Origin of the sequence: Bifidobacterium bifidum ATCC 29521 = JCM 1255 = DSM 20456 (genome assembly GCF_001025135.1) — a bacterium.
GTDB lineage: Bacteria > Actinomycetota > Actinomycetes > Actinomycetales > Bifidobacteriaceae > Bifidobacterium > Bifidobacterium bifidum.
The window spans coordinates 684,038-702,948 of sequence record NZ_AP012323.1 but is presented as its reverse complement, the minus strand read 5'-3'; the positions used below and the strand labels follow the sequence as shown (position 1 = coordinate 702,948).

16 protein-coding genes are annotated in these 18,911 nt (G+C 63.9%); 3 read left to right on the top strand and 13 right to left on the bottom strand.

The features are described 5' to 3' along the window. Positions 1 to 15: 15 nt before the first annotated feature. The 10 genes from BBBF_RS02765 to mraZ all read right to left on the bottom strand — a co-directional run bounded on the left by BBBF_RS02765 (position 16) and on the right by mraZ (position 11,789). Positions 16 to 1,185, bottom strand: coding sequence for a UDP-N-acetylglucosamine--N-acetylmuramyl-(pentapeptide) pyrophosphoryl-undecaprenol N-acetylglucosamine transferase (locus BBBF_RS02765; protein ID WP_003812327.1), 1,170 nt, complete (start codon positions 1,183 to 1,185; stop codon positions 16 to 18). 125 nt (positions 1,186 to 1,310) lie between these two features. Further along, positions 1,311 to 2,645, bottom strand: coding sequence for a peptidoglycan glycosyltransferase FtsW (locus BBBF_RS02760; protein WP_003817011.1), 1,335 nt, complete (start codon positions 2,643 to 2,645; stop codon positions 1,311 to 1,313). Then, complete coding sequence (gene murD / locus BBBF_RS02755) at positions 2,635 to 4,065, bottom strand: UDP-N-acetylmuramoyl-L-alanine--D-glutamate ligase (protein WP_013389662.1); 1,431 nt, start codon at positions 4,063 to 4,065, stop codon at positions 2,635 to 2,637. The genes BBBF_RS02760 and murD overlap by 11 nt, the downstream gene beginning before the upstream one ends. Positions 4,066 to 4,175: 110 nt before the next feature. Beyond that, positions 4,176 to 5,282, bottom strand: a complete 1,107-nt coding sequence (mraY, locus tag BBBF_RS02750; protein WP_021647889.1) for a phospho-N-acetylmuramoyl-pentapeptide-transferase — start codon at positions 5,280 to 5,282, stop codon at positions 4,176 to 4,178. Between the two features lie 17 nt (positions 5,283 to 5,299). Next, positions 5,300 to 6,841, bottom strand: a complete 1,542-nt coding sequence (locus BBBF_RS02745) for a UDP-N-acetylmuramoyl-tripeptide--D-alanyl-D-alanine ligase (RefSeq protein WP_003812319.1) — start codon at positions 6,839 to 6,841, stop codon at positions 5,300 to 5,302. Positions 6,842 to 6,855: 14 nt separating this feature from the next. Next, a complete protein-coding gene (locus BBBF_RS02740) occupies positions 6,856 to 7,884 on the bottom strand; it encodes a hypothetical protein (protein WP_003817002.1) in 1,029 nt (342 codons plus the stop codon). Between the two features lie 62 nt (positions 7,885 to 7,946). Next, positions 7,947 to 9,761 carry a peptidoglycan D,D-transpeptidase FtsI family protein gene (locus BBBF_RS02735; protein WP_021647888.1) on the bottom strand — a complete coding sequence of 605 codons (1,815 nt, stop codon included), beginning with the start codon at positions 9,759 to 9,761 and terminating at the stop codon, positions 7,947 to 7,949. Further along, positions 9,758 to 10,228 carry a cell division protein FtsL gene (gene ftsL / locus BBBF_RS02730; protein WP_014760000.1) on the bottom strand — a complete coding sequence of 157 codons (471 nt, stop codon included), beginning with the start codon at positions 10,226 to 10,228 and terminating at the stop codon, positions 9,758 to 9,760. The genes BBBF_RS02735 and ftsL overlap by 4 nt, the downstream gene beginning before the upstream one ends. After that, complete coding sequence (rsmH, locus tag BBBF_RS02725) at positions 10,228 to 11,340, bottom strand: 16S rRNA (cytosine(1402)-N(4))-methyltransferase RsmH (protein WP_021648466.1); 1,113 nt, start codon at positions 11,338 to 11,340, stop codon at positions 10,228 to 10,230. The genes ftsL and rsmH overlap by 1 nt, the downstream gene beginning before the upstream one ends. Continuing rightward, complete coding sequence (mraZ, locus tag BBBF_RS02720) at positions 11,340 to 11,789, bottom strand: division/cell wall cluster transcriptional repressor MraZ (RefSeq protein WP_231855248.1); 450 nt, start codon at positions 11,787 to 11,789, stop codon at positions 11,340 to 11,342. The genes rsmH and mraZ overlap by 1 nt, the downstream gene beginning before the upstream one ends. A 274-nt stretch (positions 11,790 to 12,063) precedes the next feature. Between mraZ and BBBF_RS02715 the strand changes: the two genes are divergently transcribed. Together BBBF_RS02715 and serA are read left to right on the top strand one after the other, a co-directional pair. Beyond that, positions 12,064 to 14,343, top strand: a complete 2,280-nt coding sequence (locus BBBF_RS02715; protein ID WP_021648464.1) for a HelD family protein — start codon at positions 12,064 to 12,066, stop codon at positions 14,341 to 14,343. A 10-nt stretch (positions 14,344 to 14,353) separates the two neighbouring features. Beyond that, positions 14,354 to 15,553, top strand: a complete 1,200-nt coding sequence (serA, locus tag BBBF_RS02710; protein ID WP_003819579.1) for a phosphoglycerate dehydrogenase — start codon at positions 14,354 to 14,356, stop codon at positions 15,551 to 15,553. Positions 15,554 to 15,764: 211 nt separating this feature from the next. Here the strand turns inward: serA and nrdR are convergent, their stop codons facing one another. Both nrdR and BBBF_RS02700 read right to left on the bottom strand, forming a co-directional pair. After that, the gene (nrdR, locus tag BBBF_RS02705) at positions 15,765 to 16,232 is read right to left on the bottom strand and encodes a transcriptional regulator NrdR (protein ID WP_014759997.1); all 468 of its coding nucleotides are present in this window, start codon (positions 16,230 to 16,232) and stop codon (positions 15,765 to 15,767) included. 143 nt (positions 16,233 to 16,375) lie between these two features. Further along, on the bottom strand, positions 16,376 to 16,873 hold the full coding sequence (locus BBBF_RS02700; protein WP_374058441.1) for a LysM peptidoglycan-binding domain-containing protein: 498 nt from the start codon (positions 16,871 to 16,873) through the stop codon (positions 16,376 to 16,378). A 134-nt stretch (positions 16,874 to 17,007) separates the two neighbouring features. On the opposite strand from BBBF_RS02700, the gene lexA reads away from it, so the two are divergent. Then, positions 17,008 to 17,724, top strand: a complete 717-nt coding sequence (gene lexA, locus BBBF_RS02695; protein ID WP_003812299.1) for a transcriptional repressor LexA — start codon at positions 17,008 to 17,010, stop codon at positions 17,722 to 17,724. Positions 17,725 to 17,859: 135 nt separating this feature from the next. Here lexA and BBBF_RS02690 read toward each other — a convergent pair whose 3' ends face one another. Further along, a complete protein-coding gene (locus BBBF_RS02690; RefSeq protein WP_003812298.1) occupies positions 17,860 to 18,798 on the bottom strand; it encodes a cation diffusion facilitator family transporter in 939 nt (312 codons plus the stop codon). Between the last annotated feature and the right edge of the window lie 113 nt (positions 18,799 to 18,911).

Here is an 18,911-nt window from a genome sequence, read left to right as displayed (position 1 = left end):
AATCAGAGCGCCGCATTACGCCAGTTCAAGCACACGACGGGCCATGGTGTCGGCGGCGTCGCGAATGCCGTACTCCCATGCCTTGTCGCCCAGCTCGCGCAGCCGGTCCGGTTCGGCGAGCAGCGACGGCACATGGGACTGCACCCACTGCGCGGTGAAATCCTTGTCGGCCACCATCAGCCCGCCGCCGGCCTTGACCACGGGAAGCGCGTTGAACCGCTGCTCCCCGTTGCCGATCGGCAACGGGACATACACCGCAGGCAGGCCCAGGGCGGCGAGCTCGGACACCGATCCCGCCCCGGACCGGCAAATCACCAGATCGGCGCATGCGAACGCCAGATCGATGCGTTCCAGATATTCGGCCGCATGATAGTCGCCCTTGCCGTATGAATCAGGGCCCACACCGGTGAAGACCCCGGCATTGGCGCGCTCTCCCACCAACGAGCGCACTTCGTCGATCTTGCCCTTGCCGGTCAGATGGACGACCTGCGCGTGTTCGAGCAGCACCGCGGCACTGGATGCCACCGCCCTGTTCAGGCTGACCGCGCCCAGCGACCCTCCGGTGACCAGCACCATGGGACGCGCTGGGTCGATGCCCATCGCCTCGGCCCCCGACTGGCGCACGGACGCGCGATCGGACGCGAACTGCGCCGCGAGCGTGCTGATCGCCGGCCGCAACGGCAGCCCGACGCGCTCCATACGGCACCCGGATCCCGGCTTGAGGCCGGTGTTCTCGTACGCCGTACCGATGAACGCAGCGTAACGCGCGCCGAGCTTGTTGGCCATGCCGGCTCGGGCGTTCTGCTCATGGATGACGACGGGTATGCCCATCCTGTGCGCCGCGGAATACACCGGAGCCGAGGCATAGCCGCCGAATCCGACCACAACGTCCGCGTGACGCGAACGCAGGATATCGCGGACCTTGCGGGTCTCGCGCATCCACTTGGCCGGAAACTGGAGCGCGGCCTTGTTGGGGCGCCGCGGGAACGGGACCTTTTCGATGGTGTCCAGCTCATAGCCGGCGCGGGGAACAAGGTCGTGCTCCAGTCCTACGGCCGTGCCGATGATGCTGATGGAAGCCTCGGGCCGGATACGGCGAATCGCATCCGCCACGGCCAGCAACGGGTTGACATGACCGGCGGTGCCGCCGCCTGCCAGAACGATATGCACAGGTGATGAACTCATAATCTCCGAGCTTAGCGTGAGTGATGAAAAAACGCGGCTTCGTCAAGCCGACTTTGACATATTTCGCCCTGTTGGCAGGGCCTTATGGCCACCCCAGCTGGCTTCGCCGACAGCCCCGCCTCCGGTCAGGCGCGGGACGAATCGGCCTTGATCTGAGGTTGGGCGCGCATGAGCGAGGCGGCCACGCCGGCCGCCGCCAGACACATGATCAGGGACGACCCGCCCGCCGAGACGAACGGCATCGGCACGCCCATGACGGGAAAAACCCCGACCACGACGCCGATGTTGATCAGCGCCTGCCCGACAAGCCATACGGTGATGCACAGCAGGCTGACCGACGCGTAACGGTCCGCGGTCTGCAGGGCCACGCTGATCATGCATCCTCCCAGCACCACGAACAGTATGATGACGATGGCCGCTCCGATGAAACCGGTCTCCTCGCCGATGATGGCGAAGATGAAATCATTGTGCGCCTCCGGCAGATAGTTCCATTTCTCGCGGGAGTTGCCCAAGCCTACCCCGAACAGACCGCCTTCGGCCAAGGCGTATTTCGCGTGTATCGACTGGTAGCAGACCTTTTGGGCATCGGTGCCGCTGCACTCCTGGTACGCGGCCAGAACGCGGTTCAGCCTGTTCGGACTGTATGCGATCAATCCCACGATGCCGATGATGCCCAGGGCGGCAAAGGCCGCAAGGACCTTGCCTGGATATCCTCCCAAAAGAAACGCGACGAATCCGATGAACAGGACGATCATGGCCGTGCCCAGATCCTTGCCCAACATCACGAATCCCAGGCACAGGAGATACAGAACCGTCAGGGGGGCGTATGCCCGCAACTTGCCGATCTTACCGCTGTGTTTCTTCGCCCAGTGCAGGGCCGCCGGAAGCCATATGCACAAGGCGAGCTTCATCACCTCGGCCGGCTGCATCGTGAACACGCCGCGCTTGCCGATCCAGCCGGCATTGCCGTTGACCTCGACGCCGAGCGGCGTGAACGTCAGCAGCTGCAGCAGCATCGCGAATAACACCACGGCGAAGCTGAAACGCCTGTACATACGAGCCGGAAGGCACATGAAAACCACGCCCACGACCAGACCCATCACACAGTACATGCCCTGGCTGATGGCCTGCGAGAACGGCGATCGGCCGGCGGAAACCATCGACACGGTGGAACTGGAGAACACCATGATCACGCCGAAGCCGGTGAGCACCACAACGGCGGCCCGGAAGCCGTGATAGCACCACAGCGGGTTGAGCAGGCTGCGCAGTCCGGTGAACCTGCCGAGCCGTTGGGCGTCACGCTCTTCGACCCGCCGAGCCTCGGCCAGTCGGGAGGCGGACGAATCCTGCCCCGTGCGTCTGCCCGTGCCAGTGCCCGCGCCCGCGGAACCAGCATCCGACCGCGAAGGCTGGCCGGATCTTACGGAGCGGGCGCGTCGCCGCGGATCGTCACTTGCCATGCTGCGTCACCCATCGTGAGGACTCCCGCGCGAACTGGGTGCCGCGGTCCGCGTAGGAGACGAACTGGTCCATGGAGGCGCAAGCGGGTGCCATCAGCACCACGTCACCTGTGCCGGCGTATGCGCCTGCGGCATCGACCGCGCGCGCCATCACCGTGTCCGAGGGCTCGGGCTCGATCACGGTAAGAGGAATGCCGGGTGCGCTGGCGGCGAACGCCTCAAGCATCGGCTTCTGGTCCTTGCCGATGATGACGGCCGCCTTAATCGTATGCGCCTGATCCGCCACGAGCTGTTCAAAACGGCTTCCCTTGGCGAGTCCTCCGGCGATCCACACCACGCTCTTGGGGGCGAAGCTGCTCAGCGATGCCCGCGCCGCGTGGGCGTTCGTCGCCTTCGAATCGTCGATGAAGCGTATCGAGCCGCCGTCGCCCGTCGCGGCCGTCGCCACCGTCTGGATGCGATGGCCGCCGGGGGCGAACGCCTTCAGCGCGGCCAACGCCTTATCGAGGTCCACGCCCATTCCCAGCGCCAACGCCAGCGCGGTCATCGCGTCGGCGAGCAGGTGCGGGTACACGGTGCCGTCCGGCTCACACAGGTGGGGGAACTCCTGGACCGGCGCCAGGCGGGTCTCATCGCCGAATGCGCCGCCGGCCACGCCACTGCGGTCGACGATCCAGCCGTCGTCCACGCCGATCTGGCCGGGCTGGGGAACGCCGAGTGTGAATCCGATGCGCCGGCATCCCTCGGCGGTATGCGCCGCCGAGGCGAGCGCGCTGACGCGCCGGTCGTCGGCGTTGAACACCAGGGCGCGCCTGACGTTGCGAAACACCTTCGACTTGTCGGCGGCGTACGCTTCGATGCCGCCATGCCAGTCGAGATGGTCGTCGGCGATGTTCGTGATCGCCGCGCAATCCAGCGCCAGCGAATCGGTGAAATGCAGCTGGAACGAGCTGAGCTCCACGCACAGCGCGTCGTTGTCCGGATCGACCGCGGCGTGGGACACCGCCTTGCCGATGTTGCCGACCGCCGGTGCAACGAGGCCATCGGCGCACAGCATGGCCGAGGTCATCTCGGTCGTGGACGTCTTGCCGTTCGTGCCGGTGATGCCCACCCACGGGGCGGGGCGGCCGGTGCGGGCGCTGTCCACGCGCAGCCGCCACGCGAGCTCGACCTCGCTGTACACGGGGATGCCTCGGCGTTGGGCTTCGAGGATGAACGGCGTGCGCGGGTTGAACACCGGCGACGTCATGACGATGTCGGCCGAATCCCAGTCGATGTCGTCGAACGAATGCAGGTCGGCCTCCGGCTTATGCTCGTCCACGCCGATTACCCGCGCTGCGCGGGAACGCAGCACTTCCATCATGCTGCGGCCGGATATACCCAGACCGGCCACCAGAACGGTCTTGTCACTGAGATCCATATCGTCTCCCTTGTCATTGCACCGCCGAACCGGCGGACGCTCTCATGCGAACCTGCCTATACCGCGGCGGTCACGCCACGCTGTGCGGCGCGGAGCCGTCACGGTACCGTTCAGACAAACAGCAACCCGGATCGGGACACCCAATCGACGTAGAACATCATCAGGCCCACGATCATGAACAGGAACTCGATCATCCAGAAGCGCACGACGACCTTTGATTCGCTCCACCCGAGAAGCTCGAAATGATGGTGGATCGGCGCCATCTTGAACACGCGCTTGTGCGTGAGCTTGAACGAAGTGACCTGGATGATGTCGCTCATCACCTCGATTACGTACAGGCCGCCGATGATGATGGCGAGGAATTCGGTGTGTGTGGCGATGGACAGCGCGGCGAACAGGCCGCCGAGCGCCAGCGAACCGATGTCGCCCATGAAGATCGTCGCCGGGTTCGAGTTGTACCACAGGAATCCGAAGCAGGCGACGGCCGCGCAGCAGGCGATGATGGTCAGGTCGAGCGGATCGGACACCGCATACGAGAACCCTTCGTGCGTGCCGCCCTTGATATGGTAGCTTTCCCAGAACGCGATGATGGCGTATCCGGCGAACGCGATCATCGACGAACCGGATGCCAGGCCGTCAAGGCCGTCGGTCAGGTTGACCGCGTTCGTCCACGCGGTCATGAGGAAATTCACCCAGATGACGAATATGATCGCGGCGGCCACGCCGCCGGCGAACCGGAAGTCGAAGAACGGCTTCTCAATGAAGCTCATGCCTGCCTGAGCGCTGGGGAACCCCGATTTGGTGGGGATGATCAGCGCGAGAACCGCGTAGATCGTGGCGAAGATGAACTGGCCGATGAACTTGGCATGCACCGACAGGCCCAGATTCTGTTTTTTGCGCACCTTGGCGAAGTCGTCGATGAAGCCGAGCAGGCCCATCGACAGCATCGCGAACAGCACAAGCATCGCGGACAGGGAGGGAACCGCTCCCGAGCGGACGTAACGGTACAGTGCCGACGCCCCCCATCCGAGCACGATCGCCAGCACGATTGCTACGCCGCCCATGGTCGGGGTGCCGCGCTTGACCAGATGCGACTTCGGCCCGTCCTGACGGATGTACTGCCCGTAGTGCAGCCGATGCACCAGATGGATCAGCATCGGCGTGCCCGCGATGGTCACCAGAAGCGAGACCAGAATGCCAATGATTAACGCGATCAACTCAGATTCCCCGCTTCCTATTCGTGGTCGGACGGCTGTCCGTCCGCTGTCGTCCATCGTTGCGCCAGGGCGCTCAGGCCCGAGGCGTGCGACCCCTTCAGCAGCACAACCGTGTCGTCATGGTCTCCGGCAAGAGCTCGGACCAAGGTGTCGGCCTGATCGATGTCGTGAACCCAATGCACCTCCGGCGTGTTGCCGTCACTGTCGTCACGCCGCTTCCGCGCGCCCTTCGCAAGGGCGGAAGCCAGCGCGTCGAAATGCTCGTCATCGTTGCCCACCGCGATGACGGCGTCGATGGGCAGGCCGGCCGCGTACTCGCCGATGCCCTCATGCAGCGCGGACTCGTCACCGCCCAGCTCCAGCATCGCTCCCAGCACCGCGATACGGTACGGGTCTTCATCGGAACGCCACCGGGCGAGCCCGTCGAGACCGGCTCGCATGGAGTCGGGGTTGGCGTTGAATGAATCATCGATCAGCGTGAAAGACATCCCGCCGCGCCGGACCGTGGACACCGCCATGCGGTGCGGGCTGATGCGGGACTGACGCGACAGCGTCTCGGCGATCGACTGCAGCGGTACGCCCAGCAGGTGGGCGACGCTCGCCGCGGCGAGGGCGTTCATCACGTTGTGCGTGCCGCGAATCGCCAGTTGCACATGGGCGGTTCCGCCATCGGCCCGTTCCAAGGTGAACGAGGGGCGGTCGCCGTCGTCGGTCCGCACGTCGCTGGCGAACAGTGCGTCCGACTTCCCGGATGCGGCGTTGCCAGCGCTGGCTTCGGCGTCGTCGCCGGCCATGCCGAACCAGAATACATGTCCTTGCGGCGCCAGGGGGGCCATCGCCGCCACATGGGCGTCGTCGGCGTTGAGCACCGCCAGCCCATCGGGAACCAGCCCCTGGACGATCTCGCTTTTCGCCTGCGCGATGCGCTCGACGGAGCCGAATTCGCCGAGATGGGCGCATCCGACCTTGAGCACGACGGCGATGTCCGGAGGGGCGATCGTGGTCAGGCGCGTAATCTCTCCGACATGGCTCGCTCCCATCTCGGCGACGAAGAAGCGCGTGTCCCGGCCGACCTTCAACGCGGTCAGAGGAAGGCCGATCTCGTTGTTGAACGAGCCGACGGGCGCCACGGTGGAGCCGAGCGTGGACAGCAGGGCGGCCATGAGGTCCTTGGTGGTGGTCTTGCCCACCGAGCCGGTGATGCCGATCAGGGTGAACGGCGTTCCGGCCGCACGCCGAGCGGCGATGTTCGCCTTCGCGAGCAGGCCCAGCGCGTCGACCGTATCGGGAACGACTATCTGCGCCACCGGCGCATCCACTTCATGTTGTACGAGCGCCACGACCGCGCCGGATTCGCCGGCGCGAGCGACGAAATCATGACCGTCCACACGCTCGCCGGCGATCGCCACGAACACGGAGCCTTCACGGACCTGGCGCGAATCGCTGACCGCCGACGTGGCCAGTGCATCGGCTCCGTCTTCGACGCCGTCGCCCGTCTGCGGGACGATCAGCCTGCCTTGGACCGCCTCGGCCACCTGCCGAACGGTCATAGGCATCATCGTTGCCTCTGCGTTCATGCCTTGTTTTCCTCTCCATGAGCCAATTCGTGAGATACGCGCAGCGCACTGCGAATGTTGTTTCTGCGAATCCCCGCCGCCATAACCATGGCAATGGCGAGCGACAATTCACGGATACTGTCGCGGTCCGAGGCGAACGGGGCCTGCGCCGCGAGCAGGTCGGATTGCGCGTCGGCACGGGCGACGTGGGTCTGCTCGTCGACCTCGAAGCCGAAGCCCGCCCCCAGCTGCCGCGCCTGTGCGAGGTCGTCCCGGGCGTCGCCAGCCGACCCGGCGGGCTCCTCCCCGCTCGCCCACTGCCCGGACGGAGATGCCGCTTCGCCGCCTTCGCCAGCACGCGAATCCTCGCCGGTGCCGCTCGGCGTCGGCTGGCGCAGGTCTCGTGCCGAGTCCAGGCCGATGACGTCGACGTTCACGCTGGTCAGCGCATCGGATTTGAGTGTACGGTCGTTGAGCGCGAACACCATCGCCGCCGCGCCGTCCTCCGCGCAGACCGACAGCGTCTGCTGCACGTCGAGTATCGACAGCGGGTAGGTCAGGTCGAGCTCGCGCTCCAGCGACGTCGAGCCGGATGATTTCACGACGCCGACAGGATTGCCCAGCATGTGCAGGAAATCCGCTACGCATGACGCGTACCGTTCACTGCGTTTCGGGTCATCCGAGCCAACCACGAAAATGGCGAGTGCGTTGGACGGGGTGCCCGCGATGTCGCTGGCGATGTCGCCCAGCTGCCGGGACGTCAGGCGCGCGCGCAGCAGTGGCATCTGCGCGGGGCCGTCCTCGTGCTTCATCGACGGGGGGACCAGCGCAGCGTACGCGCCGCGGGCCCGGGCCTCCTCCAGCCGCTTGACGTCCACGCTCTGCGCGGGAACATACAGGGATCCGGGAGCCACGGAATCGACGTCGTCCGCGATGGATGTGACGGTGACCCCCGAAGCGAAGTCCGGGTCGAGTTCCAGCCCGTACGTGTCGGCCAGATATCCCAACGTCATCCGCCGCGCGACGGCTTCACTGACTGCGCTCATCGCTTCCGCCTTTCTTCCGTATGTTCCTTGTCGACGCCCCGCCGGATTTCCGGCGCGGCCCCTTACCAGTCCACTGCAATAGCATCGTTGCGCGGGCTGGAAGTCGGCACGTTGTACTTCTGCATAAGGAATTCACCAATCTTGGCGAACACCGGGCCAGCCGTCATGCCGCCGTAGGTGCCCTGCGGATCCTTCATGATCACGGTGATGGCGAAGCGCGGGTTGTCCGCCGGGATCATTCCGGCGAAATCGGCGACGATCGAGGTCAGCCGGCCGTCGCTTCCCGCGACCTCGGCGGTACCGGTCTTCGCCGCGATGCGGTATCCCTTGACGTTCACCACCTTGCTGTATCCCTCGGCCACGGATTCCATGGCGTTCTTGACCTGGTCGGCGACCGACTCGTCGATGACGCGCGTGGAAGAGCCCTCCTGCGGCGTCTCCACCGTGCCGTCGGCGTGGGTGACCGACTTGATCAGCGACTGCTGCTTGCGCACGCCCTTGTTGCCGATGGTCGCGACGACGTTGGTCAGCTGGAGCGCGTTCACGGAGTATCCCTGACCGAACAGGATCGTGTTGCCGGTTCGCCCGTCCCACGATTCCGGCGTGCCGAGCTGCCCGCGCGACTCGCCAGGGATGGACATGCCACTGGACTGGCCGATGCCGAACTTCGTGAGGTACTCGTACCGCTGCTTCTTCGTGTACTGCGACGAAGCCATGACCACGCCCACGTTCGAGGAGTTCTTGATGATGCCGGCCAGAGTCCAGTGCTCGTCGCCGTGCGCGGACGAGTCATGGTATTCCTGCCCGTCCTTGGTGTACGAATAGGGCACAGTGAACTTGTCGGTCGCCTTGTGCAGCCCGGTCTGCAGCAGTCCGGACATCGTGATGACCTTGCCCACCGAGCCCGGTTCGAAGCTTTCGCTGACGGCACGGGACGCGTTCAGCTTAGCCTGGTCGCTGCCCGCCTGGTATTCGTCGGTGTCCTCCAGGGCCAGTATCTCGCCGGTCTGGATGTCCTGGACCACCGCCATGGCCCACGTCGCCTTGGTCTTCTTCTGGCCTTCCAGCAGCGCCTGCTTGACGTACCAGTCGACGTCATGGTCCAGCGTCAGCGCCACGTCGGAGCCGTTCACGGCCTCTTGGGAACCGGTCAGCGTGCCGGGGATCTCCTCGCCGCCGTTACCTTGCTGGTAGATGACGTAACCGTCCGTGCCGGTCAGCGCGGAGTTCTCCATGCTTTCCACCCCGGCGACGCCCTTGCCGGAATCGTCCACGCCGCCGAGCAGCGCGCCGAGCTGGGTGCCGTTGGCGTAGATGCGCTGGCTGCTCAACTCGCCATAGACCACGCCACCCAGATTCAGGTCGTCGATGGCCCGCTTGACCGTCGGCGTCACGTCCTTCTTCAGGATCATGTACCGGCTGGTGCCGGTCAGTTTGGCGCCGAGCGTCTTCGCGTCCATCTTCAGCACGGGTGCCAGCAGACGGGCCACGCCCGCGGATCCCTTGACCCCGACCGGCTTGCCGTTGACCTTGTGGCAGAATCCGGCCTGCTTCGCCTTCTGCGTGTCGCAGTCGATCGGCTCGAACTGCGAGGCCGCCCACGGGTCGGCGATGATCGTGTATCGCTCGACGCTCTGCGCCAGCACGGTGCCGTTCGTGTCGGTGATCTTGCCGCGCATCGAGTGGACGATCACCTTCTTGGTCCGGGCCTGGGTCGCCGCCTGTGCGGCCATCTGGCCGTCTATCAGCTGGATGGAGGCCAGCTTGAACAGGCATGCGGAGGCGACCATCGCGAGTATGACGCCGATGGCGATGCACTGGAAGAGGAACTTGCGGCATCTGGCGAACCGTATCATTGCGGTTATTCGGCCGATCATTGAGCGGACCCCTTACTGGGTTTGTACCCGTTGAGATCGATGGTGACGGAATCCTGCTGGGGCACCATGCCCATCTTCTGTGCCTTGTCGGGCAGCGACGAGATCAGCTCGTCAAGTTTCGCCTGATCGTCCTGCACGTCCTGGGTGAGCATGTTGATGTTGTTTTGCACCGTGTTGGATTCGAAAGAGTTCTGAACCATCTGCGTGCGCAGCATCAGGGTTATCAGCAACGTGGCGACCAGGAAGACGATGGCGACCGTGACATGGATCAGTGACGCGCCGCGCGCCTGGGTCCAGGCGATGATACGGGCCAGGCTGCCGGTGGACCGGGAGCCGTTGCGCTGGGAGGAGCCGTCGATGACGTGCAGCTGCGGGCGGGCGGCGGGGCGTGCGGCGCCATCCGAGCCGCGCCCCGCCGGTGCCACGGGCGCCGCGTTGGAGCGGGCGGTTCGCAATGTCGAGGCCATCATCCCCTCCTTCTCGATGTCGTGTTTCGTGCCGTCATGTCGTCATGTCTGCCGCGGCCACCGTGTCTGCCGCGGTTTTCACCCGCGTCCCGGGCCGACTCATGGTCCCGGGCGACTTGCGCGTTCTGCCGGAAGCGCTGGCGCCAGCGCGCAGGCAGGGGCCTGACCAGCTCGACGCCGCGCAGGCGCACCGACGCCGACCTGGGATTGGCTGCGATCTCATCCGGCCCGGCCTGGACGGCGCCGCGCGTCAGCGGCGCGAAGAACGGCTGCGCGTCGTCGGGGATGACCGGCATGTCGGCCGGCGCGTCCACGCGCAGTCCTTCGTTCATGAACGACTTCACCGTCTTGTCTTCCAATGAGTGATACGACTCGACCACCAGGCGGCCGTTCGGGGCGAGCCGGCAGGCTATCTGCGGCAGGGTGCCGGCGAGCTTGTCCAGTTCGCCGTTCACTTCGATGCGCAATGCCTGGAACACGCGCTTGGCGGGGTTTCCGGCGGGACGGTGCGCCTGCGGCACCACCTCGTCGACGAGCCTGTTGAGCTGGGCGGACGTCGTCAGAGGTTCCTGCGCGCGACGGCGCACGATCTCGCGGGCGATCTGGCGGGAGAACCGTTCCTCCCCGTATGCGCGGAATATGCGTACCAGCTCGCGCTCGGGGTACTCGGCCAGGACGCGTTGCGCGGTCAGGGGCTGGCTGACGTCCATGCGCATGTCGAGCGGCGCGTCGTGCGCGTAGGAGAAGCCGCGGTCCGTCTCATCGATCTGCAGGCTCGACAGACCCAGATCCATGAACACCGCATTCACCCGATCGATGCCCTGGTCGTCAAGCACCTGGCCGAACGCGTCGAATGCGGCGTGGACAGGTATGAAGCGGTCCGAAAGTCCTTCCCCGGCGATGCGCTCGGTGGCCATGGCGAGTGCTTCCGCATCCCGGTCGATGCCCAGCACGCGGGCCTGCGGCGCGGCTTTGAGGAAGGCGATGGTGTGGCCGGCCAGACCGAGCGTGCAGTCGACCGCGATGGATCCGGGGTCCTGCAACGCCGGGGCGACCAGCGACACGCACTGCTCAAGCAGTACTGGCTGGTGAATCGAAGCATAATCAGTCATCAGAATCCCACCACCGGAAGCACGTCGTCGGCTATGTCGGCATAGCCTTGTTCCTTCTCGTTCAGATATCGTTCCCAAGCCTCGCGGTTCCAGATCTCGGCGCGGGTGCCCACACCTATCACCACGATGTCGTCGCCGAGGTTCGCGTAGTCGCGCAGCATCTGCGGTACCAGCACTCGTCCCTGCTTGTCCGGGTCTTGGTCGACGGCTCCGGACAGGAACACGCGCAGGTAGTCGCGTGCGGCCTTGTCGCCCATCGACGTGCGCTGGATCTGGATGGCGATGCGACGGAACTCCGATTGCGGCAGGAGGTAGACGCACCGTTCCTGGCCGCGCGCCATGACGAGTCCCGCGCCAAGCTGGGAACGGAGCTTGGCAGGCAGGGCCATGCGGCCCTTCGCGTCGATTTTCGGGGTGTACGTGCCCAGCAACAGCGGGGGCAGGGCCATCGGCTCCGGCTGTGCGGAGGGGTTCGTGGCGTTCTGGACTTGCGAGTCGTCTGCCAACGTTCCACCTCCTAACCGTGAATCCGGATACACCAATCCACCACTGTACCCCACTTCTCACCACAAATCCCTACGAAATGGTTTTTCCACATAGTTTTAATGCGTATCCTCCACAACCGCTTCGGAGCGCCGTTGCGGCAGGACACATCCACACGGCTTCGTATTGCCCTTGCGCTACATTTGAATGCCTGAGTTTTCACCGAGAGAACGGACATCAATGCCGGGATTATCAACGCAACTGCACGAGGAACAGCAAGCGGTCGACCGCGCATACGCCCGCTTGGACGCCCTGCGATCGCAGACGCGCACGCGGTTGGATACGGTACGTGCGGCCGGCTCGCACGGGTCCCCCACCCAGCGCACGTTACGCGACTCGTTCGCCACCATGTACGAGGACCGGCTCACCCAGCTGCGCGCCATGGAAGACCGTCTGGTGTTCGGCCGACTCGATGACGTGAAGGGCGAGCGCCGGTACATAGGCCGCATCGGCCTGTCCAGCGAGAACCACGAGCCGATACTGACCGACTGGCGCGCCGAGGCGGCCCGCCCGTTCTACGAGGCGACGCCATCCAACCACGGCGACATCGTCATGCGCCGCCATATCACACTGAACTTCCGCGATGTCATCGGCATCGAGGACGAGGTGCTCGACGTCCATTCCGAGCAGGTGGACAAGGCCTCGAAGGCCGGGACGCTCACCGGCGAAGGCGCCCTGCTGGCATCGCTCAGTTCGCGCCGAACCGGCAAGATGACGGACATCGTCGCCACGATCCAGGCGGAGCAGGACCGCATCATCCGCTCAGATCTCAACAGGGCTCTGGTGGTGCAGGGCGGGCCCGGCACCGGCAAGACCGCGGTCGCGCTGCACCGCGCCGCATACCTGCTGTACACGCACCGGCGCAAGCTGGAGCGCTCCGGCGTGCTGGTCATCGGCCCGAGCACGACGTTCCTGCACTACATCGACCAGGTGCTGCCCTCGCTCGGCGAGACGGGCGTCGTCAGCCGCACCATCGCCGACCTCATCCCGGGCATCAAGGCGACCGCGACGGACACTCCGCTCGCCGCCAAGCTCAAGGGCGACCGTCGCATGGCGCAGGTCGTGGCCAACGCCATCGCGCTGCGCGAACGGGTTCCGCAGGACCTGCCCACCGTGCACGTGAACGGCTTCGCGGTCCGCATGCTCGACACCGATGTCAGGGCGGCCATCGACCAGGCGAAGCGCACGCGCCAGCCGCACAACAAGGCGCGGGAGACCTTCGTGCGGACCATGCTGATGGCGCTTCGGGACCGTTACGCCGAGCAGCTGGACTATACGCCGTCCGACGACGAGCTGAACGAGGCGCTGACGAACCTTCGCCTGAACGACAAGGTGAGGGTCACGCTGAACCTCGCGTGGCTGCCGATGAACGGCACGTGGCTGATCGACAACCTGTGGTCCCATCCGCTCCGTCTTCGCGCGCTCGCGCCGTGGCTTGACGACGATGGCATCGCCGCGCTCACCCGCCCCAAGGGCGCCCCGATGACGCAATCGGACGTGCCGCTGCTGGACGAGGCCATGGAGCTTCTGGGGCCCGACCCCAAGATCGCGGCGCAGATCGCCGCCAAGAACGCGAAGCGCGCCCAGGAGGAGCAGTTCGCGCAGGACACCCTGAACTCGGTAGGTCTCGGGTCGGGCATCGTCTCCTCGCAGATGCTGGTCGACCAGATGAACGGCGAGGGCGGCGAGTTCATCGCACAGCGTGCCGCGGCCGACCGCGAGTGGACATACGGGCATGTGGTCGTCGACGAGGCTCAGGAACTGACCGCGATGGACTGGCGCATGCTGATCCGCCGGTGCCCGTCGCGCTCGTTCACCATCGTCGGCGACGTGGCTCAGACGTCTGCGCTCGGCGGCACGCGCCGCTGGGACCGCACGATGAACCGGCTGTTCGGCGAGCGGCGGTGGGATCTCAACGAGCTGACCATCAACTACCGCAATCCGCAGGAGGTTTCGGACCTGGCCTCGGACTTCGCGCAGAAGGCGGGACTGTATATCTCGACGGTCAACGCCGTGCGCACGATACCGGACGCCGTGCGCAGGATCATCGTCGACGGCGAATCCGACACGATCGCGACCGCGGCATCGCATGTCGCGCAGCTAGCCAAGCAGTTCGTGGATGCGGACGGAACCGGTCGCGTAGCGGTCATCGCCCCTTCCCACATGCTCGATCCGCTCCGATCCACTATCTTTTCAACGCTTCCGGGTACGCTGGGACAGCAAGAGACGGACCGGCTGTCCGAGCAGCACGAGTGGGACGCGCAGATCAGCGTCGGTTCCACGGAGTCGGTCAAGGGACTTGAATTCGACGCCGTAGTGGTCGTACAGCCCGGACGTATCGAGCAGGATGCTCCCTCGCGCCTGGTGGCGGCTTCGGATCTCTACGTGGCTATGACCAGACCAACGCAGCGATTGGTTATAGTGCGGACAGGGGAAGACGAAACAGCTTTGCAGCTATAAGGTAGGTACCATGGCAAAAGCTCTGTTATTGGAAAACATTCACCCGGATGCGGCGCAATCGCTGCGCGATCACGGTTTCGAAGTGGAGACGCGCAAGGGCGCCCTGGGCGAGAAGGAACTCATCGAGGCGCTTGACGGCGTGAGCCTGCTCGGCATACGGTCCAAGACGCCCGTGACCGCAGCGGTCATCGACGCATGCCCGTCCCTGACCGCGGTCGGATGCTTCTGCATCGGCACCAATCAGGTGGATCTCGATTATGCGGGCAAGCATGGCATCGGCGTGTTCAACGCCCCGTATTCCAACACCCGTTCCGTGGTGGAACTGGTGATCTGCGACATCATCTGCCTGATGCGCCGCATTCCCGCCCACACGCATCACATGCGCCATGGCTTGTGGGACAAGTCCGCTTCCGGCTCGCATGAGGTTCGCGGCAAGACCTTGGGCATCATCGGATACGGCAATATCGGCTCGCAGTTGTCCGTGCTGGCGGAGGCTCTGGGCATGCGCGTCGTGTTCTACGATATCGAGGAGAAGCTGGCGATGGGCAACGCCCACCGTTGCGAGACCCTTGACGAACTGCTGGAGCAGTCCGATGCGGTGACCCTGCATGTGGACGGCCGCAAGTCCAACACTGGCTTCTTCGGCGAGGACCAGTTCGCCCGCATGAAGCAGAATGCCATTTTCATCAACCTGTCCCGCGGCTTCGTCGCCAACCTGGACGCGTTGAAGCGTCATCTGGATTCCGGTCATCTTTCCGGCGCCGCGGTCGATGTGTTCCCCGTCGAGCCGAAGAAGAGCGGCGATCCGTTCGACACCGATCTCGCCGACGAGGACAACATGATTCTCACCCCGCATATCGGCGGCTCGACGCTTGAGGCGCAGAAGTCAATCGGGCATTTCGTCTCGCAGCGACTTGAGGACTACTGGGACAAGGGGTCGACCATGCTTTCGGTCAACCTTCCCCAGGTGACGTTGGGGCCGTGCAAGAGCGCTGCTCGAATCGCGCATCTGCATGCCAACCTGCCGGGCGTTCTCGCCCGCGTCAACCATGTGCTGGGCAAGGAGAACATCAACATCGCTGCGCAGTCTCTCGGAACCGAGGGCGAACTCGGCTACGTGGTCACTGACGTATCGCAGAAGCCCAGCCAGACCACGCTGGACGCGCTCAGCCACATCGAGGGCACGATTCGCATGCGCGTGATCAGCTGAACAAGCCGGTCATCGGTTTTCCACACGGCCCCTTCCGCTGTTCGATCATGGAAGGGGCCGGTCGCATATCAGGCGTCACATGTCGACGTCGGCATCGACATCAACATTGATTCGTGTCAGCGCAGTTTCGACCAGCGCAGTTCCGCTTCAGCACTGCTTCGCTCCGGCACTGCTTCGTTTCAGCACCGTTCCGTTTCAGCACCGTTCCGTTTCAGTGCTGTTCCGCCTCGGCGTGCTTTTCCTTGCGCAGATCGTCTATGGCTCGCTGGAAGTCCTCAAGACCATCAAAATTCTGATACACGCTGGCGAATCGCAGGTAGGCGACCTCATCGAGCTCCCGTAGAGGAGCCAATATCGCCTTGCCGACATCGTCCGAATCGACTTCGGCAAGCCCCCTCGCCCTCAGATCCTCTTCGACGCGCTGACCGAGTGTGCGTAGATCGTCTTCGTTGATGGGCCGTCCCTGACAGGCCTTCCTCACGCCGGACACCACCTTCTTTCGGTCGAACGGCTCTACGTTTCCGGAACGCTTGCGCACCAACAACATGGTGCTTTCCACGGTGGTGAAGCGTTTGTGGCATATCTGACACACACGCCTGCGACGAATCGAGAACCCGTCATCACTGATTCTCGTATCGATGACCTTGGTATCGGAATTCTGACAATAAGGACAATGCATGACCTCAGAATATCGTAAGCGTTGACAAAGCCCCTTCCCCATGTCAACGGTCACGTCCGAATCCGGAAGCGGCCGGCGGTAAATGCCGAAGAAGCGATTCGAGAAAGCACTCATGGGGACGCACCGCTCCGAATTCGCCGGAATCAGACAATCGGCACCTTGAGCTGCTGCCCCACCTGCAACGAGACACCATCGAGATGGTTGAGCGATATCAGATCATCGATGGTGTCGCGCACATCGCCCCCATCAGGAGTGATGGCCGAGGCATATGACCACAAGGTGTCCCCCGGCTGCACGGTATAGCTGTACACTGCGGAGAGATCCGGCGCCGACCGGGCGACCTGCGGCATCAGCAGGCCGATCATGCACAGGCACAGCAGGGCGCCCATCATCGAGAACACGATCTTGCCGCGAAGAGTCAAACACATGGTCGAATGACCCCTCTTCGCCATGCGAACACCATGCTCGTCGCACACTCCGATAATCACCCGGGAATCACGCCGTCGCGCATCGGAAGAATCCATATTCCTCAAAAACGTTGGAACATCGCTGTTTTTGACATCGAACGCCACATCGCGCATCGCATCATGACGACTTGATGCACACTGGAGCCCCGCTGCCGCAATCATTTGTTCCATCATGTCGCCCTCCTTCTCGAACTCATGTTTCATAGAACAACTGTACTCATAGTGACACAGCGGTTCGACAAAAGCAACACGCCATATCGAACGAATGTTTGTTTTCATGGAACAAATCACGCTATGATTGAACGAAGATGAAAGGAGTCGACGTGAGCACACCAGCACCCACCTCGAAAAACGCCACGCGGCAACGCGATGACGCCCTGACCGAAAGGCAGCATCTGGTGCTTGATGCCATACGCAAGCACATTGCGGAACAGGGATTCGCTCCGTCCTTCCGAGAAATCGGCGAAGCTGTCGGGCTGAAGAGCCCGTCATCGGTCAAGCATCAGCTTCATGCACTGGAGCGCAAGGGCTATCTTCATATCAGCGCCAACAAGGGCCGCGCCATCGAGTTGTATGATTCCGGCACGGACTCGCAAACCGCCACGGTACTCCCCTTCCCCGGGGACACGGAGGCCAGCGAGTCGATTCTCGCATCCCGTGACGTCCCGCTGGTCGGGCGCATCGCCGCCGGCGTCCCGATTACCGCCGAACAGCACATCGATGATGTCATGCGGCTACCGCAACGGCTTACGGGCAGCGGCAAACTGTTCATGCTCGAAGTGCACGGCGACTCGATGATCGACGCCGCTATCTGCGACGGCGACTACGTGGTCATACGCGAACAGCCGTCCGCAGTCAACGGCGACATCGTCGCCGCGTTGCTCGACGACGAGGCCACGATCAAGACGTTCCGCAAGGACAATGGCCACATCTGGCTGATACCGCATAACCCCGCATACTCCCCCATCGACGGCACCCACGCGCAGATCATGGGCAAGGTCGTCAGCGTGCTGCGTCGACTCTGACCGCAGCCAACCGTCCCGGACCTTGCAATTCAATACACTCGCGCGGCTTGATACGACAATGGGTTGGGTAATCGCCCGATTTCAGGCAATCACCCAACCCATTGTCGTATCAAGCCGCGCAATGCGGCGTCCCATTCAGGAGTGCAGCTGTTCGGCGCTGGGCGAACGGTACCCCTGCGGTTCGAGCTGGAACGTGGTGTGGGGAATCGAGACGGGGAAATGCTCGCGCAGGCAGTCCTGCAGTTGGCTGAGCACATTCGCCGCCTGATCCATGCTCATGCCGGGTTCCACCACGACATGCGCCATGAGCATGGGCATGCCGGTGGACACGGTGCTCGCATGCAGATCATGGACGGCCACGACGTGGGGGATATTCTCCAGATGCGTACGTACTTCGTCGAGATTCAATCCGTCCGGGGTCTCCTCCAGCAGCACTTTCAGCGCATCGCGCAACAGCTTCACCGCACGTGGAATCATCAGCAGCGCGATCAGGCCGCCGGCGATGGCATCGAAGCCATCCCACCCGGTGAGCATCATGACCACGGCCGACGCTATGACCGCCACCGAGCCCAGGGCATCATTCACCACTTCGAGGAACGCGGCTTTCATGTTCATGTTGTCGTTATGCTGCCCGGCAAGGATGATGATCGAGCCGACATTGGCAGCCAGACCCAGAATGCCGAAGAACAGCAGCAGCCCACTGTCCGCCACATGTTCGGCGGATCCTCCGAACAGTCGCATCCCCGCCTCGATCAGCGCATACAATCCGACGAACAGCAGGATCATCGCTCCCGCCTCCGCGGTCAGCACCTCAAGCCGGGCCCAACCCCAGGTGCGGGAGCTGTTGGGCTTTCGACGCATAAGCACCGCCGTCACCGTCGATGCAATCAACACCGACATGTCCGTGAGCATATGCCCGGCATCCACCAGCAATGCCAGTGATCCGGTGATGATGGCGCCGACGATCTCCGCCACGAACACCGTGCCGGTCAAGGTCAGCGTCATCATAAGCCGTCGCTGGTGCGCCTTGCTGCCGCGCGTCACCTCGTTCACCGTTCCATGCATGTGCGGCATAGTGTACCTCTCCTTCTGCCTGCTATGTGAAACTGTTTCCTACAATCATTTTCAATAGCCCTAGAACGACGAAAACCTCGGCCGAAGCCGAGGTTTTCAAACAACAGGGTTCA